A 23,302-nucleotide genomic window follows, 5' to 3' on the forward strand; every position below is an offset into this window, starting at 1 on the left:
GGACGAGACATGGCAAAGACCAGCTCTATCGAAAAGAATAACCGCCGCAAGAAGCTGTCCAAGCAGTTTGCCGGCAAGCGCGCCAAGCTCAAGGCCATCACCAAGGACCAGTCGGTCCCGATGGAGCAGCGCTTTGCCGCGCAGCTCAAGCTCGCTGAGCTGCCGCGCAATTCGGCGCCGACCCGCGTGCACAATCGCTGCGAGCTGACCGGCCGTCCGCGCGGTTACTATCGCAAGCTGAAGCTGAGCCGTATTGCCCTGCGCCAGCTGGGCAACCTCGGGTTGATCCCCGGCATGGTCAAGTCGAGCTGGTAAGGAGACAGAACTATGAGCCTTACTGATCCGATCGGTGATATGCTGACCCGCATCCGCAACGCCCAGATGCGTCGCAAGGATGTTGTGTCCACTCCGGCCTCCACTCTGCGTGGCCGCGTTCTCGACGTGCTGAAGTCGGAAGGCTTCATCCGTGGTTATGCCGAGTCCAAGATGGACAACGGCGTTGCCCAGTTCGATATCGAACTGAAGTATTCCGATGCTGTGCCGGTGATCCGGACCATCGAGCGCGTTTCGCGCCCTGGTCGCCGCGTCTACGCCTCGGTCAAGAATATTCCCTCGGTCGCCAATGGCCTCGGTGTGTCGATCCTTTCGACCCCCAAGGGCGTGATGGCCGATCATGAAGCAAAAGCCCAGAACCTGGGTGGCGAGGTACTCTGCCGCGTCTTCTAAGGCTTAAAGGCTCTAGAAGTCGTCGGTGTGACGATTACTCCGAAGGAAGTTGAAAGAATGTCCCGTACAGGCAAAAAGCCGGTCGCTCCGGTCAGTGGCGTTACCGTCACGATCAACGATCGCAAGGTCACGGCGAAGGGCCCCAAGGGCGAGCTCTCCATGACTCTCATGGATATCGTCAATGCCAAGCAGACCGATGCTGGCATCGTTGTCGAGCCCGCCAATGATACCAAGGAAGCCCGCGCTGCCTGGGGGACGACACGTGCCCTGATCAACAACCTGGTGATCGGCGTGACCGCCGGCTTCGAGCGTCGCCTTTCGATCCTCGGCGTCGGTTACCGCGCCGCGATGCAGGGCAAGGATGTCAAGCTGAGCCTCGGTTTCAGCCATGAAGTGGTTTTCGAGACGCCAAAGGGCATCACGATTGCCACGCCGACCCAGACCGAAATTGTGGTCACCGGCAACGACAAGCAGCAGGTTGGCCAGGTGGCCGCAGACATCCGTTCCTGGCGTTCGCCGGAGCCCTACAAGGGCAAGGGTGTGCGTTATGTGGGTGAGTATATCGCCCGCAAAGAAGGCAAGAAGAAGTAAGGAGCGCACGAGATGCCCATCAGCCTCAAAGGTGCGGATCGCCGCAAGGCCCGAGTTCGCAAGGCGCTCAAGGCGAACAACGCCGGCCGCCCGCGTCTCAGCGTGTTCCGCTCGGACAAGAATATCTACGCCCAGATCATCGACGATACGTCGGGTCGCACTCTTGCGGCTGCGTCGTCCATCGATAAGGACGTGAAGGCCTCGATCAAGAGCGGCGCGACTTCGGAAGCAGCAGCAGTGGTTGGCAAGCTGGTCGCCGAGCGCGGTCTTGCAGCGAACGTGAGCACTGTGGTTTTCGACCGCGGCGCCTATATCTATCATGGTCGCGTCAAGGCCCTGGCCGACGCGGCTCGTGAAGCCGGCCTGCAGTTCTGATCGCGCAAAGGAAAAGACAATGAGAGACGTTCAAGAGCGCGATAGCGAGTTTGTTGACCGCCTGGTCCACATCAACCGCGTTGCCAAGGTCGTGAAGGGTGGTCGCCGCTTCGGTTTCGCCGCCCTCGTCGTGGTCGGTGACCAGAAGGGCCGCGTTGGCTTCGGTCATGGCAAGGCGCGCGAAGTGCCGGAAGCCATCCGCAAGGCCACCGAGCAGGCCAAGCGCCAGATGATCCGCGTGCCGCTGCGAGATGCCCGTACGCTTCACCACGATGTGGTCGGCCATCACGGGGCAGGGCGCGTTATCCTCCGCGCTGCCGTTCCTGGTACCGGCATCATCGCCGGTGGCCCGATGCGCGCCGTGTTTGAGACGCTTGGCGTCAACGACATCGTCGCCAAGTCGCAGGGCACCGCGAACCCGTACAACATGGTGCGTGCTACCTTCGATGCGCTCAAGCGCGTAGATAGCCCGCGTTCCGTCGCCGCTCGCCGCGGCCTCAAGGTCTCCGAACTGCAGGCTCGCCGTGGCGAGACTGTCGTCGAAGGCTGATAAGAGCCCCTGGAGTAATCGAAATGGCCGACAAGACCATCACCATCGAGCAGATCGCCAGCCCGACGCGCCGTCCGCAGGACCAGCGTGCCACGCTGATCGGCCTGGGGCTCAACAAGATCCGCAAGCAGTCGACGCTTAAGGACACACCCGAAGTGCGCGGCATGATCCGTAAGCTGCCGCACCTCGTGCGCGTCGTCGACGCCAAGTAGGATAGGGACGAGAAATGACCCGTTTGAACGAACTCCGCGACAACGCGGGTGCCAACAAGAAGCGCGTGCGTGTCGGTCGCGGTATCGGCTCGGGCGTCGGCAAGACCGGCGGCCGTGGCGGCAAGGGCCAGACGGCTCGTACCGGTGTTGCCATCAACGGCTTCGAGGGCGGCCAGATGCCGCTCCACATGCGTATGCCGAAGCGCGGTTTCAACTCGCTGGATCCCAAGAAGTGGAACCAGCTGCGTATCGACCGTATCCAGGCCTACATCGACAGCGGCAAGCTGGACATCAAGGGTGTGGTCGATGCCGCTGCACTCGTGAAGGCTGGCGTTATCCGTCGTGAGCTCGATGGCGTGCGTCTGATCGGCAATAGTGGCTTTACTGCCAAAAAGGTGACCTTCAAGGTCGATCACGCCACCAAGGGCGCGCTCGCAGCTATTGAAGCCGCCGGTGGCAAGGTCGATATGCCTGTGGCAGAAGTGAAGGCTGACGCCTAAGAGCGCCTGGCCCCAGTCTTAAGGGAGCAAACATGGCGTCCGCAGCAGAACAGCTGGCCAGAAATCTCAATTTCGGAACCTTCGCCAAGGCGAAGGCCCTGCAGCAGCGCATCTGGTTCACACTGGGTGCGCTTCTGGTCTATCGACTGGGTACATATATCCCGGTGCCCGGCATCGATCCGGACGCCTACAAGGCGAGCTTCGAGACGGCCAAGCAAGGCATTGCTGGCATGTTCGATCTGTTTGCCGGTGGTGCGGTGCACCGTATGGCGATTTTCGCGCTGAACCTGATCCCGTACATCACGGCCTCGATCGTCGTGCAGGTGATCACCACTGCCACGCCCAAGCTTGAAGCCATCAAGAAGGAAGGCGAGGCCGGCAGGCGCAAGCTCAACCAGTACACCCGTTATCTCGCGGTCGTGTTCTGCGCGGTTCAGGCCTATGGCATCGCCATCGGTCTCGAGGGCAGTCAGGGCGTCGTTATTCATCCGGGTTGGTTCTTCCGCATTTCGACGGTCATCACGTTGACCGGCGGCACCATGTTCCTGATGTGGCTCGGTGAGCAGATCACGTCGCGCGGCGTTGGCAACGGTATTTCGCTGATCATTTTCGCCGGTATCGTGGCGAACTTGCCGAGCACGATTGTTCAGACGATCGAACTTAGCCGTACCGGTGCGCTTGCCCCGATCTGGCTGTTCCTGCTGCTGGTCATCGCTATCGCGGTGATCGCGATCATCGTCTTCTTCGAACGCGCCCAGCGTCGGCTGCTGATCCAGTATCCGAAGCGCCAGGTTGGCAACAAGATGTTCCAGGGCGACACGTCGCACCTGCCGCTCAAGCTCAATACGTCGGGTGTTATCCCGGTGATCTTTGGCTCATCGCTCCTGCTGCTGCCGGCGACCATTGCGTCGTTTGCCGCCCAGGGTGACGCGCCGATCTGGCTTCGCACGACTGCGGCGCTGCTCGGTCGCGGCCAGCCGCTCTATCTGATCCTGTTCGCGGCGCTGATCCTGTTCTTTGCCTACTTCTACACCTCGATCGTGTTCAATCCGGTCGACACTGCCGATAACCTCAAGCGGTCGGGCGGGTTCATCCCCGGTATCCGTCCGGGTGAGCGCACCGCGCAGTACATCGACTATGTGCTGACCCGCATTACGCTTGTCGGTGGTCTCTACCTGATGGTCGTGGCGCTCATTCCTGAGATGATCCACAGTCAGCTGAACGTCAGCCAGTTCATCGGCGGCACGTCGCTGTTGATCATGGTGACGGTGACGCTGGACACTGTCAGCCAGGTGCAAAGTCATCTGATTGCCCAGCAGTACGAGGGGCTGGTGAAGCGTTCACGGTTGGGGAGCCGTCGTAAATGAGGTTGATCCTTCTGGGACCACCAGGCGCGGGCAAAGGCACGCAGGCCAAGGTGCTGATCGATAGCTACGGGATCCCGCAGCTGTCTACCGGCGACATCCTGCGCTCAGCCATCGCGGCGAAGACCCCGATGGGTCTGGCGGCCAAAGAAGTGATGGACCGCGGTGACCTGGTGTCTGACGATATCGTCAACGGCATCGTGTCTGAGCGCCTCGACAAGGATGACTGCAAGCCGGGGTTTGTCCTCGACGGTTTTCCGCGCACCATTCCCCAGGCCATCTCGCTTGAGAGCATGCTGGCCGAAAAGAACATGGGGCTCGACGCGGTTATCGAGATCACTGCCGATCCTGACGTGCTGGTCGAGCGTATCGCCAAGCGCGCGAAGGAGTCCGGTGTTGCCCGTGGGGACGACAATGAGGAGGTTCTGCGCAACCGGCTCAACGTCTATCGCGAGCAGACCGCGCCACTGGTGGAATTCTACCGCGGCAAGGGTTTGCTGAAGTCTGTCGATGGCATGCAGCCCGTCGAGGACGTGACGGCAGCAATCCGCCGGGCAGTGCATAACTAGTATTGCGTAAGGGCCGGAAACCGCAGTTGACATTGCGGATGACGGCCCTTAAGAACCGCGCCAGTCTCATGGATAAATGGACTGGATTCGGTTCCTCAGAAGAGTGAGGGGGCGGAGTCCGGTCCCTTGTTGTTATCAAACGGCACGGGGAAATGCCCCGGCTGACCAAAGGAGAGCGGACGTGGCTCGTATTGCTGGCGTCAATATCCCGACCAATAAGCGCGTTGTTATCGCGCTGCAGTACATTCACGGGATCGGCGACAAGTTCGCCAAGGATATCACTGAGAAGGTTGGCATCCCTGCCGACCGTCGCGTCAATGAACTGACGGACGCCGAAGTGATCCAGATCCGTGAGACGATCGACCGCGATTACGTCGTGGAAGGTGACCTTCGCCGTAACGTGGCGATGAACATCAAGCGTCTGATGGACCTGGGCAACTACCGTGGCCTGCGTCACCGCAAGGGTCTGCCGGTTCGTGGCCAGCGCACGCATACCAATGCGCGCACCCGCAAGGGTCCGGCTAAGCCGATCGCCGGCAAGAAGAAGTAATTACAGGGCATTCGCCCTTCGGTGGAGCTGCTGGAGCAATATCGCTTCTGGCGGCGACGATATCGAACAGAGGAACTAAATGGCTAAGCCTGAAGTCGCTCGCGTTAAGCGTAAAGAACGCAAGAATATCACCAATGGCGTGGCGCATGTGAATGCGTCGTTCAACAACACCATGGTCACCATCACCGACGTGCAGGGCAACACGATTTCGTGGTCGTCCTCGGGCGTGATGGGGTTCAAGGGGTCGCGTAAGTCGACTCCGTATGCTGCCCAGGTCGCGGCAGAAGACGCGGCCAAGAAGGCCCAGGAACACGGCATGAAGACCCTTGAGGTCGAAGTCCGCGGTCCTGGCTCGGGTCGTGAATCGGCGCTGCGCGCGCTGCAGGCTGCTGGCTTCAATGTCACCAGCATTCGCGATGTCACCTCGATCCCGCACAACGGCTGCCGGCCGCGCAAGCGCCGTCGCGTCTAGTTCTATCGGTAGATCGCCCGGCGCGCTTCCGCGCCGGGGGAGACATTGCATTGGCGGATAGGCGGTCGGCGGACCGCTCAAATGAAAGGACGTGACCGTGACCATCCAGAGGAACTGGCAGGAACTCATCAAGCCGACCAAACTGGACATCGTTTCGGGTAGCGACAGCGTGCGCACGGCTTCGGTCGTCGCAGAGCCGCTCGAGCGCGGCTATGGCCTCACCCTGGGCAATGCGCTTCGTCGCGTGCTGCTCTCCTCGCTTCAGGGCGCGGCGGTGACGGCAATCCAGATCGACGGCATCTTGCACGAATTCTCGTCGCTTCCGGGCGTGCGGGAAGACATCACCGACCTTGTCCTCAACGTCAAGGAAATCGCCCTCAAGATGAATGCGGAAGGCCCCAAGCGCCTGACGCTGACCAAGCAGGGTCCCGGTGCTGTGGTTGCAGGCGACATCAAGGTGACTGGCGACATCGAGGTTCTGAACCCCGACCTCGTCATCTGCCACCTCGATGACGGTGCCGAAATCAACATCGAATTCACCGTGAATACGGGCAAGGGCTACGTCCCGGCGGACAAGAACCGCCCCGACGACGCTCCGATCGGTTATATCCCGGTCGATGCTCTGTTCTCCCCGGTGCGCCGCGTTTCCTACAAGGTCGACGCGACCCGTGCTGGTGAAAGCCTCGACAAGGACAAGCTGACGCTGACAGTCGAGACCAACGGTGCGATCTCGCCGGAAGACGCCGTGGCCTATGCTGCGCGTATCCTGCAGGATCAGCTGTCGGTGTTCGTCAACTTCGAAGAGCCGACGAAGGAAAAGAGCCAGGAATCCGTTCCGGAGCTTGCTTTCAACCCGGCGCTGCTCAAGAAGGTCGACGAACTGGAACTGTCGGTCCGTTCGGCGAACTGCCTGAAGAACGACAACATCGTCTATATCGGCGATTTGATCCAGAAGACCGAAGCGGAGATGCTGCGGACGCCGAACTTCGGCCGCAAGTCGCTCAACGAAATCAAGGAAGTGCTGGCTCAGATGGGTCTGCACCTCGGGATGGACGTGCCGAACTGGCCGCCAGAAAACATCGACGATCTGGCCAAGCGCTACGAAGATCATTATTGATCGCGCCCAGACCCAACTGACCAACCGCCCGTCGTGAGACGCCCGGGCCTTAGGGAGTACTAAAATGCGCCACGGTAACACCAACCGTAAGCTCAATCGGACCTCGGCACATCGCAAGGCCATGTTCGCAAACATGTCTGCCTCGCTGATCAAGCACGAGCAGATCGTGACGACCTTGCCCAAGGCCAAGGAGCTGCGTCCGATCGTCGAAAAGCTGATCACACTGGGCAAGCGGGGCGACTTGCACGCTCGCCGGCAGGCCATCGCGCAGATGCGTGATGAGGACCAGGTTCGCAAGCTCTTTGCGACCATCGGTCCGCGCTACAAGGACCGTAACGGCGGCTATATCCGCATCCTCAAGGCTGGCTTCCGCTACGGCGACAACGCCCCGCTGGCTGTCATTGAGCTGGTCGATCGCGACATCGATGCAAAGGGCCTCGATTCTGGTCCGGTGATGGATCGCTCGGACGACGAGTCCGTCGCCGCGTAATAGCGCGACGTCCCGTTAGAAATTGAAAAGGCGGTCCGGGACACTGGGCCGCCTTTTCGTTTGACCTCCGAACCAATTCCGGCCAATTCGGAAGGGCGAGGGTTTGGGGAGCGAACATGGCTGAAGATCTGATCCTGGTTACCGGCGCCACCGGCTTTGTTGGCAAGTGGACCGTCATCCAGTTGCTGCAGGCGGGCTATCGCGTTCGCGGCACCGTCCGCTCCTTAGCCAAGGATGCCGAAGTGCGGGCCGGCGTCGCCACACAGACTGGTCCGGAGGTTCTGTCGCGCCTCGAATTGGAGCAGGCGGATCTTCTCGACGATGCGGGCTGGGCTGCTGCCATGAAGGGCGTGGCCGCTGTTATGCACATTGCGACGGCCATTCGTGCCGATGAGCCCAAGGACCAGAGCCTTGTCATTCGCCCGGCGCTCGAGGGTACGGAGCGGGTGCTTCGCTTCGCCCAGGCCGCTGGCATCAGGCGCTTCATCCTGACCTCATCGATTGCTACGGTTGGCTATGGCCTCGGGCACACGTCGGGACGTCGTGTCTACACCGAGAAAGACTTCACCAACCTCGACGGTATGCGTTGGAAATGGGCCTACTGCATCGGCAAGACCAAGGCCGAGCAGTTTGCCTGGGCGTTTGCGAAGACCAATGGCATGGACCTCACCACAATCCATCCAGGCGCCATTATCGGGCCCGCAGTTGATCAGGACGCCAGCATTTCGATCGGGATGGTCTCAGGGCTGCTTGCGGGTGCCGTGCCCGCAATGCCCAGCAACGGCTTTTCGATCATCGATGTGCGCGACGTCGCAGCGCTCCATGTCGCTGCGCTGAAAAAGCCGGAGGCCATCGGCCAGCGCTATCTCGCGACGTCCGACTACACGCCGTTCTCCAAGGTCGCGGATGTTCTCCGCGAGGCCTATCCGGACCGGAACATCACCACCAAGCAGGTGCCGGACTGGCTGATCAGGATCATCGCCAGCCTCGGCGGGCCCGCCCGACAGATCATCAATGACATCGGCAACGAGAAGATCTTTGATGGCAGCAAAGGCGAGGCGCTGCTGGGCCGCAAGTTCATAGGCGCCAAGGAGTCGATCCTCGCCACCGCCGAAAGCGCGCTGCGGCTTGGGCTGGTTGTCGACAAGCCGAAGTAGCCGCCTTTTCAGCGCGGCAACAGGTCACCCGATCTGAAATTGTGGGGTAGGGCGGTTGTCGCCGCCTTTTGGCTTGATATGCAGGTAAAAGCCTGCATATAATGTTTGCGTGATTGAGAGAGTCCATGGACGCCGACAAGGTTTTCAAAGCGTTGGCCGACCCGACGCGCCGGCGTTTGCTGGACCTTCTGTATGAGAAGAACGGTCAGACGCTGGGCGAGCTTTGCGAGAATCTGGAGATGGCGCGGCAGTCTGCCACTCAGCATCTGGAAACCCTGGAGGCTGCCAATCTGATCAGCACCGCCCGGCGTGGCCGGGAGAAGCTGCACTTCATCAACCCCGTGCCGCTGCACGAGGTATACGAGCGGTGGGTGCGGAAATTCGAACGTCAGCGGCTCGGCCTGCTGCACGATCTGAAAAAGGAACTCGAGGGAGAGTGATGATGGCGAACGAGAAGACGAGCTTTGTGTACGTGACCTACATCCTCTCAACCCCGGAGAAGGTGTTTGAGGCCATAGTCAGGCCAGAGATCGCCAGGCGCTATTGGGGTCACGAAAATGTCTCCGACTGGCAGCCGGGATCGACCTGGCAGCATGTTCGCGCCAATGACGAGCGGACGATCGAGCTGATTGGCAATGTGATCGAGAGCACGCCGCCAACGCGGCTGGTCATCAGTTGGGCGAATGCTTCGCAGGCCGCTGATCCCGCAAGCCACAGCCGAGTGACCTTCGCGATCGAGGAATACGACGAGATGGTCAAACTGACTGTCACGCATGACGAACTGACGGCCGAAAGCGGCATGGACAGGGGCATCCGGAAGGGATGGCCGGCAGTGCTGTCCAGCCTCAAGTCCTTCCTCGAAACAGGTCGGGGTATCGACCTGTGGGCGAAACCAAAAGCGGCCTGATCCTTAGCCGCACCACCCGCCCACCTCGCAGAGTAACGTTTGTATGTCCAAGACCTATGCCGGTGGCTGCGCCTGCGGCGCCATTCGCTATGAAACTAGCGGTGTGCCAATATTCCAAAACCACTGTCAGTGTCGCGACTGCCAGAAGGTCAGCGGCACGGGGCACAGCTCATACGTGACGTTTGGCCAGCGGGCTGCATTGCAGGTGACTGGCCACGCGAGCACATGGCGGGTAGAGGGCGATAGCGGGAACGAGAAAATTCATGCCTTCTGCCCGACATGCGGAACGCCTGTGTTCCTCACGTTCGAGGCGATGCCGGAACTGATTGCGGTGACCGCTGCCAGTCTCGACGATCCTGGTCAGTTTGTCCCGCAAGCCGTCACATACACGAAAGGCGGGCATGCCTGGGACCAGCTGGACGCGGCGCTGCCCAAGTTCGACAGGATGCCACCCGGCTAGAGGAACGCGAGGCTCACAGCTTTAGCCCCCACGCCTCATAGAGCCGCGCCAGTTCGTGCATCGAATTGAGCTCCAGCATCGGCAGGCCTGCTGCCTTCAGCCGCTGCCGGTTCTGCTCGCGCATCGGGGGCTGGACGAGGAGGATCCAGCGGATCATCTCCCACTTGATGCTGTCCTTGTCGCCGGCAAGAGAGCCGGGGCGTGACCGCTTCTGGAACAGCGTGCGCCGTACGTAGCGCGCGAAGTTAGCCCATCGGCTGTCACCGAGGAGGATGATGCCGGTGGCCCGGGCGAAACGCTGCGGCATCAGGGTGGAGTAGTTCCCATCCATTACCCAGCGCTCCTCCTGGATCGCCGCATCGTGCAGCGCCGCGAATTCCGCGTCAGGGCGCTGCACCCAGTCGGTGTCCGGCAGATGCCGGAACAAATCGACATGGAACGCCTCGCAGCCAAGCTTGGCGGCCAGCGCCACGGCCAGCGTCGATTTGCCCGAGTTCGATGGACCGCAGATCATGACCCGCGGTCCCAGTGCCGCAAGCGGCGGAAATTCACCCATTCCAACCTCCCGAGACGAAGAAGGCCACCCTTTCGGATGGCCTTCAGAAACACGATACCTACTAGCCTACTCGGCCGGCTGCATGTCCTTGCCGGTGTAGACGTCATCAACCCAATACTGGTCGCGGCGGTCGAAGCCGTTGAACGGGGTCAGCGAAGCCTGGGTGTAGGCGCCCATCAGGCCGAACTCGATCCAGTCGTCCTCGTCGATGTCGGCGGGGAGCGTGAACACCTGCGGCAGCACGTCGTAGCTGTCGCAGGTCGGGCCCCAGACGGTGAACTCCGAGAACTCGCCGTCGTTGTCGTGGAGGCGGGGGCCACGCCAGACGCGCACGGGCGGGGTGAAGTGCATGAACTTCACTTCCATCAGCGCGCCATAGGCGCCATCGTTGAGGTAGACCGACTGGCCGCCGCGCTGATGCTTGACGCGCAACAGCAGGGAGGTGGAGGAAGTCACCAGCGCGCGGCCGGGCTCGATGATCAGCTCGGGTGGGCTGTTGCCAAAGTTGTCCTTCACTGCGGCGGAGATGGTATCGAAATAATGGTCCATCGGCGGCGCTTCACTGGTCGGGTAGGGGGCCGGATAGCCACCGCCGATATTGAGGCGCTTGAGCGTGATACCGCTCTCCTCGGCGATCTTGGCGGCCGCCGCGATGTGCCGCTCATAGGCATAGGCGTCTTCGCACTGGCTGCCGACGTGGAAGCAGAGCGAGGGCGTGTAGCCCATCTGGTCGACGAGGCTGACGATTTCGGCCGCGCCGTCCTGCATGACGCCGAACTTGATACCAAAGTCATAGGACTTCAGCGCCTTGCCGGCCTTGAAGCGGGTGGTGACCTCGATGTCGCGCGACGGCGACACCACGGCTGCCAGCTGGTCGAGCTGCTGCGGATGGTCGATGGTGAACGAGCGCACGCCGAACTCTTCGTAGGCGCGCTCGATCTCGCGCTTGTTCTTGATGGGGTTGTTGTAGTGCATCACCGAACCCGGGGCGTGGTCGCGCACCAGTTCCATCTCGGTGTTCGAGGCGACGTCGAATGCCTTGAGCCCCTCTTCGTGCAACTGCTTGATGACGTGCGGCGACGGGTTGCACTTAACCGCATAGGTCAAGAGCCCATCAAAGCCCTTCCTGAACACCTTCGTCGCCCGGTGCAGCTCCTTTTTGGAATAGAGGAAGCTCGGAAAATCCGGTTCTTCGCTCGCAATAAGCTGCGAAGTGTTGGCAAAGACCGTGGTTGGCTCAGTCATGGGCGGCTAACCTTTCAGGGGTCCGGGAGGTGGCAGGGGAATAAAAAGCGAGCGCTGCATATAGGGTCGATTGACCTGGTGGGCAACGTCATATTTCACCGATTACAAATCTGTAATCGCGGCACCTTAAAGGCGACAGATTCACAGGGCTCAACGGGGTCTCGCGGCGCGTGTGCCGCAAGGCTTCTGTTACGGAACGGGCTGAGGATTCGATCATGACTACGAGGGGAATTTTGGCAATTGCAGCGGCGCTTCTGGCCGGTGTTGCGCTGACGGTGATCGTCGGGCCGATGATCAATCCTGCGCCCCCACAAGGCCTGCCAGTAGCCGCTCCGCTCAGCATCGAAGCAAATGCCGCTGAAGCCAAGCCCGCGGCCGCGACGGTGACAGCTGTCCCGCAGTCGCGCGGCGAAGTGCAGATGAGCTTTGCGCCGGTGGTGAAGGCGGTTACGCCTTCGGTGGTCAATGTCTACGCCACCACCATCAGCCAGGGCAGCAGTTCGCCATTCCTCAACGATCCGTTCTTCCAGCAGTTTTTTGGCGGCGACAGTCCGTTCAGCGACAGCCGCCCACAGAAGTCGCAGTCGCTGGGTTCAGGTGTGATCGTCGATGGGGCTGGCGTGATCCTGACCAACCATCACGTCATCGAGGGCGCCACTGACATCCGCATCGCCACCACCAGTGGTGATGAGTATGCAGTCGATCTCGTACTCGATGACCCCAAGACTGATCTCGCCGTCCTCAAGGTACGCGATGCCAAGGGCGCGACATTCCCAGCGCTTGAATTCGCTGATTCCGATGCACTCCAGGTGGGCGACCTGGTGCTGGCCATCGGTAATCCCTTTGGTGTCGGCCAGACTGTCACCAGCGGCATTGTTTCGGCACTGGCCCGCACCGGGGTTGAGAGCTCGAACTACGAGTTCTTTATCCAGACCGACGCGGCCATCAACCCGGGCAATTCCGGTGGCGCGCTTGTCGACCTCAACGGCCGGTTGGTCGGGGTGAATACTGCGATCGTGTCGCGCTCGGGCGGCTCGGTGGGCATCGGCTTTGCCATCCCGGCCAATATGGCCAAGCTGGTCGCCGAGACCGGCATTTCGGGCGGTGCGTTGGTGCGGCCCTGGTTCGGGGCGCGGCTGCAGTCCGTCACCAGCGATCTTGCCGACAGCCTGGGGCTCGGCCATGCCCGTGGGGCGCTCATCAGTGAACTGGCGCCCAAAGGCCCGGCCGAAACAGCCGGGTTCAAGGATGGCGACGTCATCCTGTCAGTGGATGGCTTCGCGATCGAGCAGCCCAGCGCCTTTGATTTCCGCCTCGCGACGAAGCAGGTCGGCGACAGTGCCGACATCCAGTACTTCCGCAACGGCAAAACCGAAAACCTGAAGATTACGCTCGCTGCGCCACCCGAGGCCGGCAAGTCGGTCACCGTCTCGGGCAATACGCGGTTCTCTGGTACCACGGTGGAAACCGTCACTCCTGCCGTGGCGCAGGAGCTGGGCCTGCCGTTTGAAACGCGGGGAGTACTGGTCCGTTCGGTGGAAAGTGGTTCCCCCGCTGACGACATGGGGCTAAGGGCAGGGGACCTGATCCTCAATCTCAACGGCAAGGACACTGTGGACGCTGACAGCTTCAAATCGATCGCCGATGCCCGCCCGCAAAGCTGGCGCGTGACGCTGCAGCGCGGCGGCCGCACCATGCGCGCCGAGGTTAGCGGCTGATGACGGATCTGTTTGGCGCAACCCCGGAGATCGAAGCAGAGGCGGCCGAAAGCCGCCCGCTCGCCGACCGGCTGCGCCCACAGACCCTCGATGAAGTGATCGGCCAGCAACACCTGCTCGGTCCCGATGGCACGCTGCGCCGGATGATTGCCTCGGGCCGGCTGGGCTCGCTTATCCTCTGGGGGCCGCCGGGCACCGGCAAGACCACGATCGCCCGCCTCCTTGCCGATCAGGTCGGCTACCGCTTCAAGCAGATCTCTGCGGTGTTCTCGGGCGTTGCCGATCTCAAGAAGGTGTTCGAAGAAGCGCGCTTCGAGCGCATGGCCGGTCACAAGACGCTGCTGTTCGTCGATGAAATCCATCGCTTCAACCGCGCCCAGCAGGATGGCTTCCTCCCGGTGATGGAAGACGGGACGGTGGTTCTCGTCGGCGCAACCACCGAGAACCCGAGTTTCGAGCTCAACGCCGCGCTGCTGTCGCGTGCCCAGGTGCTGCGGCTAAAATCCTTCACGCCCGACGAGCTCGAGCAGATGGCGGCGCGTGCCGAGGCAACGCTCGGTCAGAAGCTGCCACTGGACGAAGATGCGCGTGCCGCGCTCTACGAACTCGCCGATGGCGACGGCCGCGCCATGCTGGGGCTGGTGGAGGAGGTGTTTGCTGCCACCAAGCCGGACGAAATCCTCGACAAGGCAAAGCTGTTGCAGGTCGTGCAGCGCCGGGCGCCGATCTACGACAAGAAGCAGGACGGCCACTACAACCTGATCTCGGCGCTGCACAAGACCGTGCGCGGGTCCGATCCGGATGCGGCGCTCTACTATCTGGCGCGTATGCTGGTTGCCGGCGAAAACCCGCTGTTTCTAGCCCGCCGGCTCATCCGTATGGCCAGCGAGGATATCGGTATGGCCGATCCGCAGGCGCTGCCGCTCGCCATCGCCGCACGCGACGCCTATGAGATGCTGGGTTCGCCGGAGGGTGAACTGGCCCTGGCGCAGCTTACCGTCTATCTCGCCACGGCACCCAAATCGAATTCCGTTGAGGTGGCGTTCAACGAAGCCATGGCGCTCGCCCGCTCGTCGGGCTCACCAACGCCACCCATGGTGATCCTCAATGCCCCGACCAAGATGATGAAGGGGCAGGGGTACGGCGAGGGGTACATATACGACCACGACACCCCGGAAGGCTTTTCGGGCCAGCAATATTTCCCCGAGCAACTGGGCCGCCAGGAATTCTACCGCCCGGTCGAACGCGGCTTTGAACGCGAGATCAAGAAACGTCTCGACTACTTCTCCCGGCTGCGGGTTCAAAAGGGCGAAACGGACCAGCGCTAGTCCCCTGGTAACAGGGGGCTGGTTTTCTTGGGGGTTCGACCTTAAAGACAGGTCATGACCCCTTACCTCCTTGTTGGCATCGGCGGCGCGCTTGGCGCCATGGCGCGCTACGGCTTCTCGACAGCTGTGGGCACCACCGCCAATGGCTTTCCGCTCGCAACGCTGCTCATCAATATCCTCGGCTCGATCGCGATGGGCGTGCTGGTCGGTTTTCTCGCCAAGACCACGCCGCAATACCAGAGCGAAATCCGGCTGTTTGTTGCCGTCGGCATCTTCGGCGGTTTCACGACGTTTTCTGCCTTCTCGCTCGATGCCATCACGCTGATCGAGCGCGGGGATATCGTCCAGGCGGTCACCTATATCCTTGCCTCGGTAATTCTCTCGTTGATCGGACTGATGATGGGCCTTTACGCCATGCGGGTTGCGCTATGAGCGGGGTCCGTCAACAGGTCGTCGCCCGCGACGAAGACGGTATGCGGCTCGATCGCTGGTTTGCCACGCATTTCCCGCAGGTAACCTTCGGGCATCTGCAAAAGCTCATGCGTTCGGGCCAGATCCGGGTCGATAGCGGCCGGGTCAAAACCAACACCCGGCTCATCGCGGGGCAGGTGGTGCGCGTACCACCCATCGAAGCGGCTCCCGAGCGGCCGGAAGGCGAGATCAACAACAAGGACGCGGACTTCCTGCGTGACCTGATCCTCTATGAGGATGATGATCTCTACGTCTTCAACAAGCCGCACGGGCTCGCCTCGCAGGGCGGTAGTGGCACCAAGCGGCATATGGATGGGCTGCTGAAGAGCCTGCCCAACAAGAAGGGCGAGGCCCCGCGCCTTGTGCACCGGCTTGACCGGGACACATCTGGTTGCCTCGTCGTCGCCAAGACCAAGGCCGCAGCGACACATTTTGGCACGGTTTTCTCGTCGCGGCAGGCGCGGAAGATCTATTGGGCCGTGGTCTGGGGCAACCCGCATCCCAAGCAGGGGAACATTTCGTGCTTCCTCGCCAAGCAGGCGACCACTGGTGGCGAGCAGATGGTGGTGGTGAGCCAGGGCACGCCCGGCGCCCAGCACTCGATGACCTATTATTCCACCACGGACACGGCGGCTCGCCGCTTTGCCTGGGTTACGCTGAAGCCGGTTACCGGCCGAACGCACCAGTTGCGCGTGCACATGGCGCAGCTCCACAACCCGATTATGGGCGACCCGCGCTATTTCAACATACAGAACTGGGAAGCGCCCGAGCAGATCTCGAAGGGCCTCCACCTTCATGCCCGCCGCATCACACTGCCGCTCAGGAGCGGTCAGATGCTCGATATCTCAGCCCCGCTCCCGCCGCACATGGCGGCGACCTTCGATGTGCTCGGCTTCGACGCTGATCGCTATGATGCACAGGATCAGGATCCCGAAGACTTCTGATCAAGTCTGCGCGAGCGGGAGGACTAAACGGCCACCTCCAGCGTTTCCTTTATGCCCCATTCCGGGTCTTTAAGGGAGATGACAATGAAGACGATCGTTCTGACCGCAATTGCCGCGGTCTCGCTTGCCATTGCCGCACCTGCCATGGCGCAGGATGTCTCGAAGATGACGTTCTTTGTCACCAGCGTCGGGTCCGGCGATGGGGCAAACCTCGGCGGGATCGCCGGCGCTGACGCGCACTGCAGCCAATTGGCCGCAGCAGCGGGATCGACCATCACTGACTGGAAAGCCTATCTCAGCGCCGACGGCATCAACGCCAAGGACAGGATCGGGAAGGGGCCGTGGCAGAACTTCAAGGGCGACGTGATCGCGACCGACGTTGCCAGCCTGCACAGTACGTCCAATAACATCACCAAGCAGACGGCTTTGACCGAGACTGGCGCGATCGTCCCAGGTCGCGGTGACACGCCCAACACGCACGACATGCTGACCGGCTCCAACGAGGACGGCACGTTCGCTGCCGGGATGACCTGCGGTGACTGGACGCTCAATGGTGAGGGTTCAGCCATGCTCGGCCATGCTGATCGTCTCGGCCCGGATACACTGGCCACCGCTACCTCTTGGAATGCCGCGCATCCCTCGCGCGGGTGCAGCCAGGACAATCTCGTCAGCACGGGCGGCTCCGGGCTCTTCTACTGCTTCGCTCCGAACTGAGGTCTCACGCCTCCCACAATCGCGGAGCGTGACTTGCTCCGCGATTTGTGGTTTTCAGCCAGCGGGACGGCGCCCGTTGCGCCTCACTAGGAGCTACCGATGCGCTTGGTCATGTTCGACATGGACGGCACCCTGATCGATACGCAGGCGCTGATTGCCGAACACATGGCGTCGGCGTTCAACTCCCTGGGACTGGTGCCGCCTACACCTGCGGAATCCCGCACCATCATCGGCCTCTCATTGCCAATCGCCATCGGGCAGCTGGCAAGGACCGACGATGTTGACCTGATCGAGGGGCTCGTTGGTCAATACCGCAGCCTATACGCCGCGTCGCTTACCGAGAATTTCGACCGCGAGCCGCTTTATCCCGGTGCGCGCGAGGCACTGGAGCGGCTTGGCATGATGCCTGACACGCAGCTCGGCGTAGCAACCGGCAAGGGCCTGAACGGCGTCGTCCGTATTCTCGGCAAGCACGGCATTGCCGACCATTTCGTCACGCTCCAGACCCCCGACCACAATCCGTCCAAGCCGCATCCGGGCATGCTGCTCCGCGCCATGGCCGAAACCGGCGCGACGCCCTCCGAGACAGTGATGATCGGCGACACGACGTTCGACATGGAGCTGGCGGTTGCCGCCGGCGTGGCCGCGATCGGGGTCACCTGGGGCTATCACGAGGCCGAGACGCTGCGCCAGGCGGGTGCCAGGATTCTCATCAACAACTATGACGAGCTCGACGACGCCGTCACCACGATCTTGGGGTAAGTCATGCGCGAATTTCTCGAAGAAGCCGACCAGCATCGCACCGATGGCTACGGGCGCGCGCAGCACCTCAACAAGGTGGAACTGCCGAAGCGGTTTTACAAGGAAGTCGGCGTCGCGGCCGTGCCGGGTGGCTATGCCGTGACGCTCGATGGCAAATCGCCGCGCACACCGGGCCTCAAGCCGGTCGCGGTGCCGATAGAGCCGCTGGCCGACGCCATGGCGACCGAATGGGCGGCGCAGGGAACGTACATCGACCCCGCTGGCATGCCCGTCGTCCGGCTGGTCAATTCTGCCATCGACGCCGGCGAGGCCCGCCTGCCGGCCCTGCGCGACGAGATCATCAAGTTTGCGGGCAACGACCTGCTGCTCTATCGCGCCGATTCCCCGCGCGAGCTGGTGATGGAGCAGGAGCGTGTTTGGGATGATGCGCTCATCAAGCTCGCCCGCCGCTTCGAGATCGCTTTTCAGCCGACCGTCGGCATCATCCACCAGCCACAACCGGCGCCGACGCTCGAAAAGCTCGCCGCCTCGCTTGCCGACGCGAGCCTCATCGAGCTGGTGGTGCTGAATTCGATCACCGGCATCGCCGGCTCTGGCCTCCTCGCCATCGCGCTCCGTGAAGCGCTGCTGGATGCTGAGGCGGTATGGCTGGCCGCCCACGTGGACGAGGACCACAACATCCGCCTCTGGGGCGCGGTGGAGGAAGCCACCGATCGCCGCACGAAGCGCAGGCGCGACTTTGACGCTGCGGTCAGGGTGCTGGAGATGTTACAGAAGAGCGCTTGAGCGGTGCACCTCACCTTCTCCCCGAGGGGAGAAGGTAGCATCTTGGTTAGTTCGCCTTGGCCGCAAGTGCTGCTGGCACGCCGAACAGGTCGTACTCGTCGGATTCGGTGATCGTCACCGACACCATGTCGCCCGGCTTGATGCCGTCGGCTTCGTGGATGATGACCTGGCCGTCGATTTCCGGTGCGTCCCACTGGCTGCGGCCGATGGCGCGGCCCGTGTCGGGCTCCACGTCGTCGACCAGTACGTCGATGGTCCGCCCGACCTTGCGGCCCAGCACATCGGCGGAAATGTCCTGCGCGGCTTCCATCAGGCGCTCATAGCGCTCGCGGCGCACTTCGTCGGGGACGATGCCCTCGAGTTCGTTTGCGGGCGCGCCGGTTACCGGCTCATATTCAAAGCAGCCGATGCGGTCGATCTGTGCCTCGTCCAGCCAATCGAGCAGGAATTCGAAATCCTCATCCGTTTCGCCGGGGAAGCCGACGATGAAGTTTGAGCGGATGGCAAGGTCGGGCGCCATGGCGCGCCATGACTGGATGCGGTCGAGCGTCTTGACCTGGTTGGCCGGGCGCCGCATCGCCTTCAGGACGCTCGGTGAGGCGTGCTGGAAGGGGATATCGAGGTAAGGGAGGATCTTGCCCTCGGCCATCAGCGGAATGACGCTGTCGACATGGGGGTAAGGGTAGACGTAGTGGAGCCGGGTCCAAACGTCCATCTTGCCCAGTTCCTCAGCCAGCGTCTGGAACTTCGCCGAGACGTCCTGGCCGCGATACTTGGAATTGGAGTACTTGATATCGACGCCGTAGGCCGAGGTGTCCTGGCTGATCACGAGCAGTTCCTTGACGCCGGACGCCACCAGGCGCTCGGCTTCATAGAGGACGCTCGCGATCGGGCGCGACACGAGGTCACCGCGGATCTGCGGGATGATGCAGAACGAGCAGCGGTTGTTGCAGCCCTCGGAAATCTTCAGATACGCGTAGTGCTTGGGCGTAAGCTTGAGGCCCGCCTCTGGCACCAGGTCGACGAACTTGTTCGGCACCGGCGGCAGGTGCTGGTTCACCGCGTTGACCACCTGCTCATACTGGTGCGGGCCAGAAACGGCGAGCACGCTCGGATGGGTGGCGCGGATCATGTCCTCTTCGACGCCGAGGCAGCCGGTGACGATGACGCGGCCATTCTCGCTCAGCGCTTCGCCGATGGCTTCGAGGCTCTCGCGCTTGGCACTGTCGAGGAAGCCGCAGGTATTGACCAGAACGATATCGGCGCCGGCATAGTCGCGCGAGAAGGCATAGCCCTGGGCGCGGAGCGTCGTCATGATGCGTTCGGAATCAACAAGTGCCTTGGGGCAGCCGAGGCTGACAAGGCCGATTTTTGGTGCTTGGCTCATGGGCGCATGCCTTTACGCCAATCGGCGGAAAAAGCAATCATCGTCACCCTGCGATTGAAGCAGGCCTGCCCTGATCACGGCCGATCAACAGCGCGTTAGCTTACCGTTCCTTCATTTGACGCAGCCCGATGCTCCTCTATTGGCTGTTCCTGGCGCCGCCTCCCAGGCGCAGTAGCAAGGAACCTCCAATGAATTCAGACACTTTGAACAAGTATGCGCCCCAGGCGCTGGCCGTACTCCGCATCGCAACGGCTCTCACCTTCATGGCGCACGGTACGCAGAAGCTGTTCGGCTTCCCCGCATCGCAGATGCCTGGCGGCGTCGAGTTGCTTTCGCTGTTTGGCCTCGCCGGCATTCTCGAAGTGTTTGGCGGGCTCGCAATTCTGCTTGGCCTGTTCACCCGTCCCGTCGCTTTTATCCTCGCGGCCGAGATGGCCTACGCCTTCTGGGCGATGCACGTGCCGATGGGTGGCAGCATCATCCCGGTCAGCAATGGTGGCGACGCGGCGGTGCTGTTCTGTTTCGTCTTCCTCTATCTGGTGTTCTCAGGCCCCGGCGCTTGGGCGCTGGACCATATGCTCGGCGCCCGTCGAAAGACCGTCGCAGCCTGACCTAAAGAAAAAAGGCCGCCCGATGGGGCGGCCTTCGTGCTTTCCGGGTCGCCTGGCTTCACAGGTCAGGCGGCTTGGGCTGCGACCGCTTGGCGGAGCGCCTCACGCCGGAAGCCGGCGGCGGCAAGTCATCATCATCTGTATCGGTTGAAGTCGCATCTTCGTCAGCCGCGATGTCGTGGATCGCATCGCGCACTTCGTCGATCAGCGAGGTCGATATCCGGCTGAGGCTCACCGTGCGAACGACCGTCTCGTTGGCCTTGAAGTAGACCAGCAGCATCTCGCAGATGACGCGCAGCACGATGACGCCGAACACCCCGAACACGACGATTTCCAGCAAGCCCCACAGGCCGTCGCCGAAGGTATGGCCGAACGTTGCGAAGAGGTGTGTCACTGCCCACAACAGCAGCGCTGCGAGCCCTGCCGCGTAAAGCACGGGTACGAGCCTTGGAGACAGGATGGTTTCAAGCCGAAATAGAGTCCGGCCGAGGAAGATTTTCTTGAGATCGTCGAGCGTCATGTCCTGTTCCTCTTGGGAATCGGGGCCTCTGATTAAAATGCGGCTCTCAGGCCGCCGACACAAGGCCCTCGGGCTGCATGACAGCCACTGGCCCGAAGCGGCGCTCGAATTCTGCCTTGAGCGCGATATCGAGATCGGCGAGCGTTGCCAGCTGGCCCAGGTCCTCGAGGCTGGTTACGCCCTGATCGCTGATTCCGCACGGCACGATGCCGCCGAAATGCTCCAGCGTCGGTGACACGTTGATGGCGATGCCGTGAAAACTCACCCAGCGGCTGACCCGAACGCCGATGGCGGCAATCTTGTCCTCCCGCCCAATCCCCTTGTCCGGTCGGTCGACCCATACGCCGATCCGGCCCTCGCGACGCCCGGCGCGGACATTGAAGGCGGCCAGGGTGTCGATGATCAACCCTTCGAGCCCCTGCACCAGGCAGCGCACGTCGCGCCCGCGCTGGCGCAGGTCCAGCATCACATAGGCCACCCGCTGGCCCGGCCCATGGTAGGTGTACTGCCCGCCACGCCCGGCGTCGTAGACGGGGAACCGCCCCGGCGCCAGCAGGTCGGTCGCCACGGCAGATGTCCCCGCCGTGTAGAGCGGCGGATGCTCAAGCAGCCAGACGCATTCCTCGGCCGTGCCTTCGGCGATGGCTGCAGCGCGTGCCTTCATCGCCGCCAGCGCCTCGGGGTAGGGCACTTCATCGTCCGAGATAATCCATTGCACCGGCCGCGCGTCGGCGCGCAGCAGTTTGGTGCCGGTGTCGCATTCAGGGACAGATGTTAACGCTTCGGTAAGCATGGGCAGTCGATGCTCTGGCTGTGGGGCTCCGGCATGATTCAGCCGGGCGGGTCGTTGTTGGTATGTATGAACACTCTAGACACAATTGAAGTCGATATCACCGTCGAGCTCGGTGCGGCCCTGATGCCGATCCACCACCTGCTGCGCATGGGCCGTGGTGCCGTGATCGAACTGGATACCAGCGAAAACGATCTGCTGCGCATTTACGCCAACAACACGCTGATCGCCCGTGGTGAGGTCAAGGTGGAGGATGGCCGGCTCACTGTCGAGGTCAGCGAAAAGGTCCGGCGCAAGCCGTGACGCAGTGCTTCCCACAGGAGGCCAATTAATCGCTTGCACCATCCGTTCCGCGTTGCTACACGCTGCCTCGCTTCGCCGCTCTGGCGTTGCACCTACCATGGCGTGCGGTCGTGGCGGAATTGGTAGACGCGCAGCGTTGAGGTCGCTGTGCCGCAAGGCGTGGAAGTTCGAGTCTTCTCGACCGCACCATCGGCTCTCTCAAAGGAGCCACGATTAAAAGCCCGCGCAAGCGGGCTTTGTCGTTTCTGAGGTTCAGCGGCCTTCCTCGCGCCGCCGAATAAGGTGCTGGGTGGCTGCATTGCCACAGAAAAAAGTAAGCCTTTCGGTGTAGAGGTCTCGCCGGGGCGCAGTATCAGATTGGATTCGCATGCGTAGTTATGTTTTTGCTGGCGCTTTCGCGCTGCTCGGGGCCAGTGCGGCGCAGGCCGCTGATCTCATCGTCGACGCGCCGCCGCCGGCGACTGTCGATGCCGCCTATGCCAACAGCAGCATCTATGTGCAGCTCTTGGGCGGTGTGGCGCAGAACCTCGACGTCACCTACTACCAGAACGGCAATGATAACGGTTCCTCCGAAACCGAGTTCGGTTACGCGGTTGCCGGCACGATCGGTGTTGTCGTGATGGATGGGCTGTCGGTCGAAGCCGACGTGCTCCACACCTCGCGCGACTATGCCGAGGCGGACAATGGCGAGTTTTACACCACCACCAGCCTGATGGGTAATCTCAAGTATACGATCCAGCTCGACGACACGTTCAGCGTCTACGGCGCGGCGGGTCTCGGCTACGTCTGGGGCACTGACGAGGCGCCCGGCTACGAAGCCGACTACAACGGCTTTGGCTACCAGTTGATCGCTGGCGTCAGCGCAACGCTGACCGACAACATCACCGGCCTCGTCGAGTACCGCTATCAGAACCAGTTCGACAGCACCGATAACATCGACGGTACCGGCAGCTATGGGCTCGACATCCCGACGAGCACCTTGCTTGCGGGTCTGAAGCTCAGCTTCTGATCCTCGGCCTTAGTTGATGCAAGATTGATCCGGCCTGCGGTAACGCGTGGCCGGATTTTTCATTTCCTTTGGGCCGAAGCAGCACCTGCGGGCGCGGCCGCAAGGATCTTGCCCTTGG

General features: G+C 61.9%; 32 protein-coding genes and 1 tRNA gene. 28 read left to right on the forward strand and 5 right to left on the reverse strand.

Annotated features, from left to right (window positions below; translation table 11 throughout):
- The first annotated feature begins 9 nt into the window (after positions 1-9).
- From rpsN to ACO06J_RS06160, 17 genes are all read left to right on the forward strand, one after another.
- A complete protein-coding gene (rpsN, locus tag ACO06J_RS06080) occupies positions 10-315 on the forward strand; it encodes a 30S ribosomal protein S14 (RefSeq protein ID WP_421759811.1) in 306 nt (101 codons plus the stop codon).
- 12 nt (positions 316-327) lie between these two features.
- Positions 328-726: a 30S ribosomal protein S8 gene (gene rpsH, locus ACO06J_RS06085; protein ID WP_421759812.1), complete on the forward strand. Its 399-nt coding sequence runs from the start codon at positions 328-330 to the stop codon at positions 724-726.
- Positions 727-783: 57 nt separating this feature from the next.
- On the forward strand, positions 784-1,317 hold the full coding sequence (gene rplF / locus ACO06J_RS06090) for a 50S ribosomal protein L6 (RefSeq protein WP_421759813.1): 534 nt from the start codon (positions 784-786) through the stop codon (positions 1,315-1,317).
- Between the two features lie 12 nt (positions 1,318-1,329).
- Positions 1,330-1,692, forward strand: coding sequence for a 50S ribosomal protein L18 (gene rplR, locus ACO06J_RS06095; protein WP_421759814.1), 363 nt, complete (start codon positions 1,330-1,332; stop codon positions 1,690-1,692).
- A 19-nt stretch (positions 1,693-1,711) separates the two neighbouring features.
- Entirely contained in the window at positions 1,712-2,242 is a 531-nt protein-coding gene (gene rpsE, locus ACO06J_RS06100) for a 30S ribosomal protein S5 (protein WP_421759815.1), read from the forward strand.
- 23 nt (positions 2,243-2,265) lie between these two features.
- Positions 2,266-2,454 (forward strand): 50S ribosomal protein L30, encoded by a 189-nt coding sequence (rpmD, locus tag ACO06J_RS06105; RefSeq protein ID WP_421759816.1) that lies wholly within the window; start codon positions 2,266-2,268, stop codon positions 2,452-2,454.
- Positions 2,455-2,468: 14 nt separating this feature from the next.
- Complete coding sequence (rplO, locus tag ACO06J_RS06110) at positions 2,469-2,954, forward strand: 50S ribosomal protein L15 (protein WP_421759817.1); 486 nt, start codon at positions 2,469-2,471, stop codon at positions 2,952-2,954.
- 32 nt (positions 2,955-2,986) lie between these two features.
- Positions 2,987-4,321, forward strand: coding sequence for a preprotein translocase subunit SecY (gene secY / locus ACO06J_RS06115; RefSeq protein WP_421759818.1), 1,335 nt, complete (start codon positions 2,987-2,989; stop codon positions 4,319-4,321).
- The gene (locus ACO06J_RS06120; RefSeq protein ID WP_421759819.1) at positions 4,318-4,887 is read left to right on the forward strand and encodes an adenylate kinase; all 570 of its coding nucleotides are present in this window, start codon (positions 4,318-4,320) and stop codon (positions 4,885-4,887) included. Before secY ends, ACO06J_RS06120 begins: the two co-directional genes overlap by 4 nt.
- Before the next feature lie 181 nt (positions 4,888-5,068).
- Entirely contained in the window at positions 5,069-5,437 is a 369-nt protein-coding gene (gene rpsM / locus ACO06J_RS06125) for a 30S ribosomal protein S13 (RefSeq protein ID WP_421759820.1), read from the forward strand.
- 79 nt (positions 5,438-5,516) lie between these two features.
- On the forward strand, positions 5,517-5,909 hold the full coding sequence (gene rpsK / locus ACO06J_RS06130; RefSeq protein ID WP_299637316.1) for a 30S ribosomal protein S11: 393 nt from the start codon (positions 5,517-5,519) through the stop codon (positions 5,907-5,909).
- A gap of 91 nt (positions 5,910-6,000) precedes the next feature.
- Positions 6,001-7,026 carry a DNA-directed RNA polymerase subunit alpha gene (locus tag ACO06J_RS06135; RefSeq protein ID WP_421759821.1) on the forward strand — a complete coding sequence of 342 codons (1,026 nt, stop codon included), beginning with the start codon at positions 6,001-6,003 and terminating at the stop codon, positions 7,024-7,026.
- A 64-nt stretch (positions 7,027-7,090) separates the two neighbouring features.
- A complete protein-coding gene (rplQ, locus tag ACO06J_RS06140) occupies positions 7,091-7,516 on the forward strand; it encodes a 50S ribosomal protein L17 (RefSeq protein WP_421759822.1) in 426 nt (141 codons plus the stop codon).
- A gap of 116 nt (positions 7,517-7,632) precedes the next feature.
- A complete protein-coding gene (locus ACO06J_RS06145; protein ID WP_421759823.1) occupies positions 7,633-8,673 on the forward strand; it encodes an NAD-dependent epimerase/dehydratase family protein in 1,041 nt (346 codons plus the stop codon).
- 125 nt (positions 8,674-8,798) lie between these two features.
- Entirely contained in the window at positions 8,799-9,113 is a 315-nt protein-coding gene (locus ACO06J_RS06150; protein ID WP_421759824.1) for an ArsR/SmtB family transcription factor, read from the forward strand.
- Between the two features lie 2 nt (positions 9,114-9,115).
- Positions 9,116-9,580 (forward strand): SRPBCC family protein, encoded by a 465-nt coding sequence (locus ACO06J_RS06155; RefSeq protein ID WP_421759825.1) that lies wholly within the window; start codon positions 9,116-9,118, stop codon positions 9,578-9,580.
- A 43-nt stretch (positions 9,581-9,623) separates the two neighbouring features.
- Complete coding sequence (locus tag ACO06J_RS06160) at positions 9,624-10,040, forward strand: GFA family protein (protein WP_421759826.1); 417 nt, start codon at positions 9,624-9,626, stop codon at positions 10,038-10,040.
- Positions 10,041-10,053: 13 nt separating this feature from the next.
- Here the strand turns inward: ACO06J_RS06160 and ACO06J_RS06165 are convergent, their stop codons facing one another.
- Both ACO06J_RS06165 and ACO06J_RS06170 read right to left on the reverse strand, forming a co-directional pair.
- Positions 10,054-10,596 (reverse strand): AAA family ATPase, encoded by a 543-nt coding sequence (locus ACO06J_RS06165; RefSeq protein ID WP_421759827.1) that lies wholly within the window; start codon positions 10,594-10,596, stop codon positions 10,054-10,056.
- A gap of 66 nt (positions 10,597-10,662) precedes the next feature.
- On the reverse strand, positions 10,663-11,841 hold the full coding sequence (locus ACO06J_RS06170; protein ID WP_421759828.1) for a hypothetical protein: 1,179 nt from the start codon (positions 11,839-11,841) through the stop codon (positions 10,663-10,665).
- Between the two features lie 215 nt (positions 11,842-12,056).
- On the opposite strand from ACO06J_RS06170, the gene ACO06J_RS06175 reads away from it, so the two are divergent.
- The 7 genes from ACO06J_RS06175 (at position 12,057) to ACO06J_RS06205 (ending at position 18,564) form a co-directional block, all read left to right on the forward strand.
- A complete protein-coding gene (locus ACO06J_RS06175) occupies positions 12,057-13,559 on the forward strand; it encodes a DegQ family serine endoprotease (RefSeq protein ID WP_421759829.1) in 1,503 nt (500 codons plus the stop codon).
- A complete protein-coding gene (locus ACO06J_RS06180; RefSeq protein WP_421759830.1) occupies positions 13,559-14,887 on the forward strand; it encodes a replication-associated recombination protein A in 1,329 nt (442 codons plus the stop codon). The genes ACO06J_RS06175 and ACO06J_RS06180 overlap by 1 nt, the downstream gene beginning before the upstream one ends.
- A gap of 54 nt (positions 14,888-14,941) precedes the next feature.
- On the forward strand, positions 14,942-15,319 hold the full coding sequence (crcB, locus tag ACO06J_RS06185) for a fluoride efflux transporter CrcB (RefSeq protein ID WP_421759831.1): 378 nt from the start codon (positions 14,942-14,944) through the stop codon (positions 15,317-15,319).
- Positions 15,316-16,302 (forward strand): RluA family pseudouridine synthase, encoded by a 987-nt coding sequence (locus tag ACO06J_RS06190; RefSeq protein ID WP_421759832.1) that lies wholly within the window; start codon positions 15,316-15,318, stop codon positions 16,300-16,302. The genes crcB and ACO06J_RS06190 overlap by 4 nt, the downstream gene beginning before the upstream one ends.
- A gap of 84 nt (positions 16,303-16,386) precedes the next feature.
- Positions 16,387-17,016, forward strand: a complete 630-nt coding sequence (locus ACO06J_RS06195; protein WP_421759833.1) for a hypothetical protein — start codon at positions 16,387-16,389, stop codon at positions 17,014-17,016.
- Positions 17,017-17,115: 99 nt separating this feature from the next.
- Positions 17,116-17,778: an HAD-IA family hydrolase gene (locus ACO06J_RS06200; protein ID WP_421759834.1), complete on the forward strand. Its 663-nt coding sequence runs from the start codon at positions 17,116-17,118 to the stop codon at positions 17,776-17,778.
- A gap of 3 nt (positions 17,779-17,781) precedes the next feature.
- The gene (locus tag ACO06J_RS06205; RefSeq protein WP_421759835.1) at positions 17,782-18,564 is read left to right on the forward strand and encodes an ATP12 family chaperone protein; all 783 of its coding nucleotides are present in this window, start codon (positions 17,782-17,784) and stop codon (positions 18,562-18,564) included.
- A 46-nt stretch (positions 18,565-18,610) separates the two neighbouring features.
- Here the strand turns inward: ACO06J_RS06205 and rimO are convergent, their stop codons facing one another.
- Positions 18,611-19,951 carry a 30S ribosomal protein S12 methylthiotransferase RimO gene (rimO, locus tag ACO06J_RS06210; RefSeq protein ID WP_421759836.1) on the reverse strand — a complete coding sequence of 447 codons (1,341 nt, stop codon included), beginning with the start codon at positions 19,949-19,951 and terminating at the stop codon, positions 18,611-18,613.
- A gap of 188 nt (positions 19,952-20,139) precedes the next feature.
- Here rimO and ACO06J_RS06215 point away from each other — a divergent pair, with 188 nt between their 5' ends.
- Positions 20,140-20,562, forward strand: coding sequence for a DoxX family protein (locus ACO06J_RS06215; protein ID WP_421759837.1), 423 nt, complete (start codon positions 20,140-20,142; stop codon positions 20,560-20,562).
- Positions 20,563-20,620: 58 nt separating this feature from the next.
- Here ACO06J_RS06215 and ACO06J_RS06220 read toward each other — a convergent pair whose 3' ends face one another.
- Both ACO06J_RS06220 and lipB read right to left on the reverse strand, forming a co-directional pair.
- Entirely contained in the window at positions 20,621-21,082 is a 462-nt protein-coding gene (locus ACO06J_RS06220) for a DUF4282 domain-containing protein (RefSeq protein WP_421759838.1), read from the reverse strand.
- Between the two features lie 46 nt (positions 21,083-21,128).
- Positions 21,129-21,875, reverse strand: coding sequence for a lipoyl(octanoyl) transferase LipB (lipB, locus tag ACO06J_RS06225; protein ID WP_421759839.1), 747 nt, complete (start codon positions 21,873-21,875; stop codon positions 21,129-21,131).
- 66 nt (positions 21,876-21,941) lie between these two features.
- Here lipB and ACO06J_RS06230 point away from each other — a divergent pair, with 66 nt between their 5' ends.
- From ACO06J_RS06230 to ACO06J_RS06240, 3 genes are all read left to right on the forward strand, one after another.
- Positions 21,942-22,175: a FliM/FliN family flagellar motor switch protein gene (locus ACO06J_RS06230; protein WP_421759840.1), complete on the forward strand. Its 234-nt coding sequence runs from the start codon at positions 21,942-21,944 to the stop codon at positions 22,173-22,175.
- Positions 22,176-22,279: 104 nt separating this feature from the next.
- Positions 22,280-22,364: transfer RNA gene (locus ACO06J_RS06235), tRNA-Leu, on the forward strand.
- Positions 22,365-22,542: 178 nt separating this feature from the next.
- Positions 22,543-23,184: a porin family protein gene (locus ACO06J_RS06240; RefSeq protein WP_421759841.1), complete on the forward strand. Its 642-nt coding sequence runs from the start codon at positions 22,543-22,545 to the stop codon at positions 23,182-23,184.
- Positions 23,185-23,302: the final 118 nt, after the last annotated feature.

The sequence above is a fragment of the Devosia sp. genome (genome assembly GCF_965229025.1).
Lineage (GTDB): Bacteria > Pseudomonadota > Alphaproteobacteria > Rhizobiales > Devosiaceae > Devosia_A.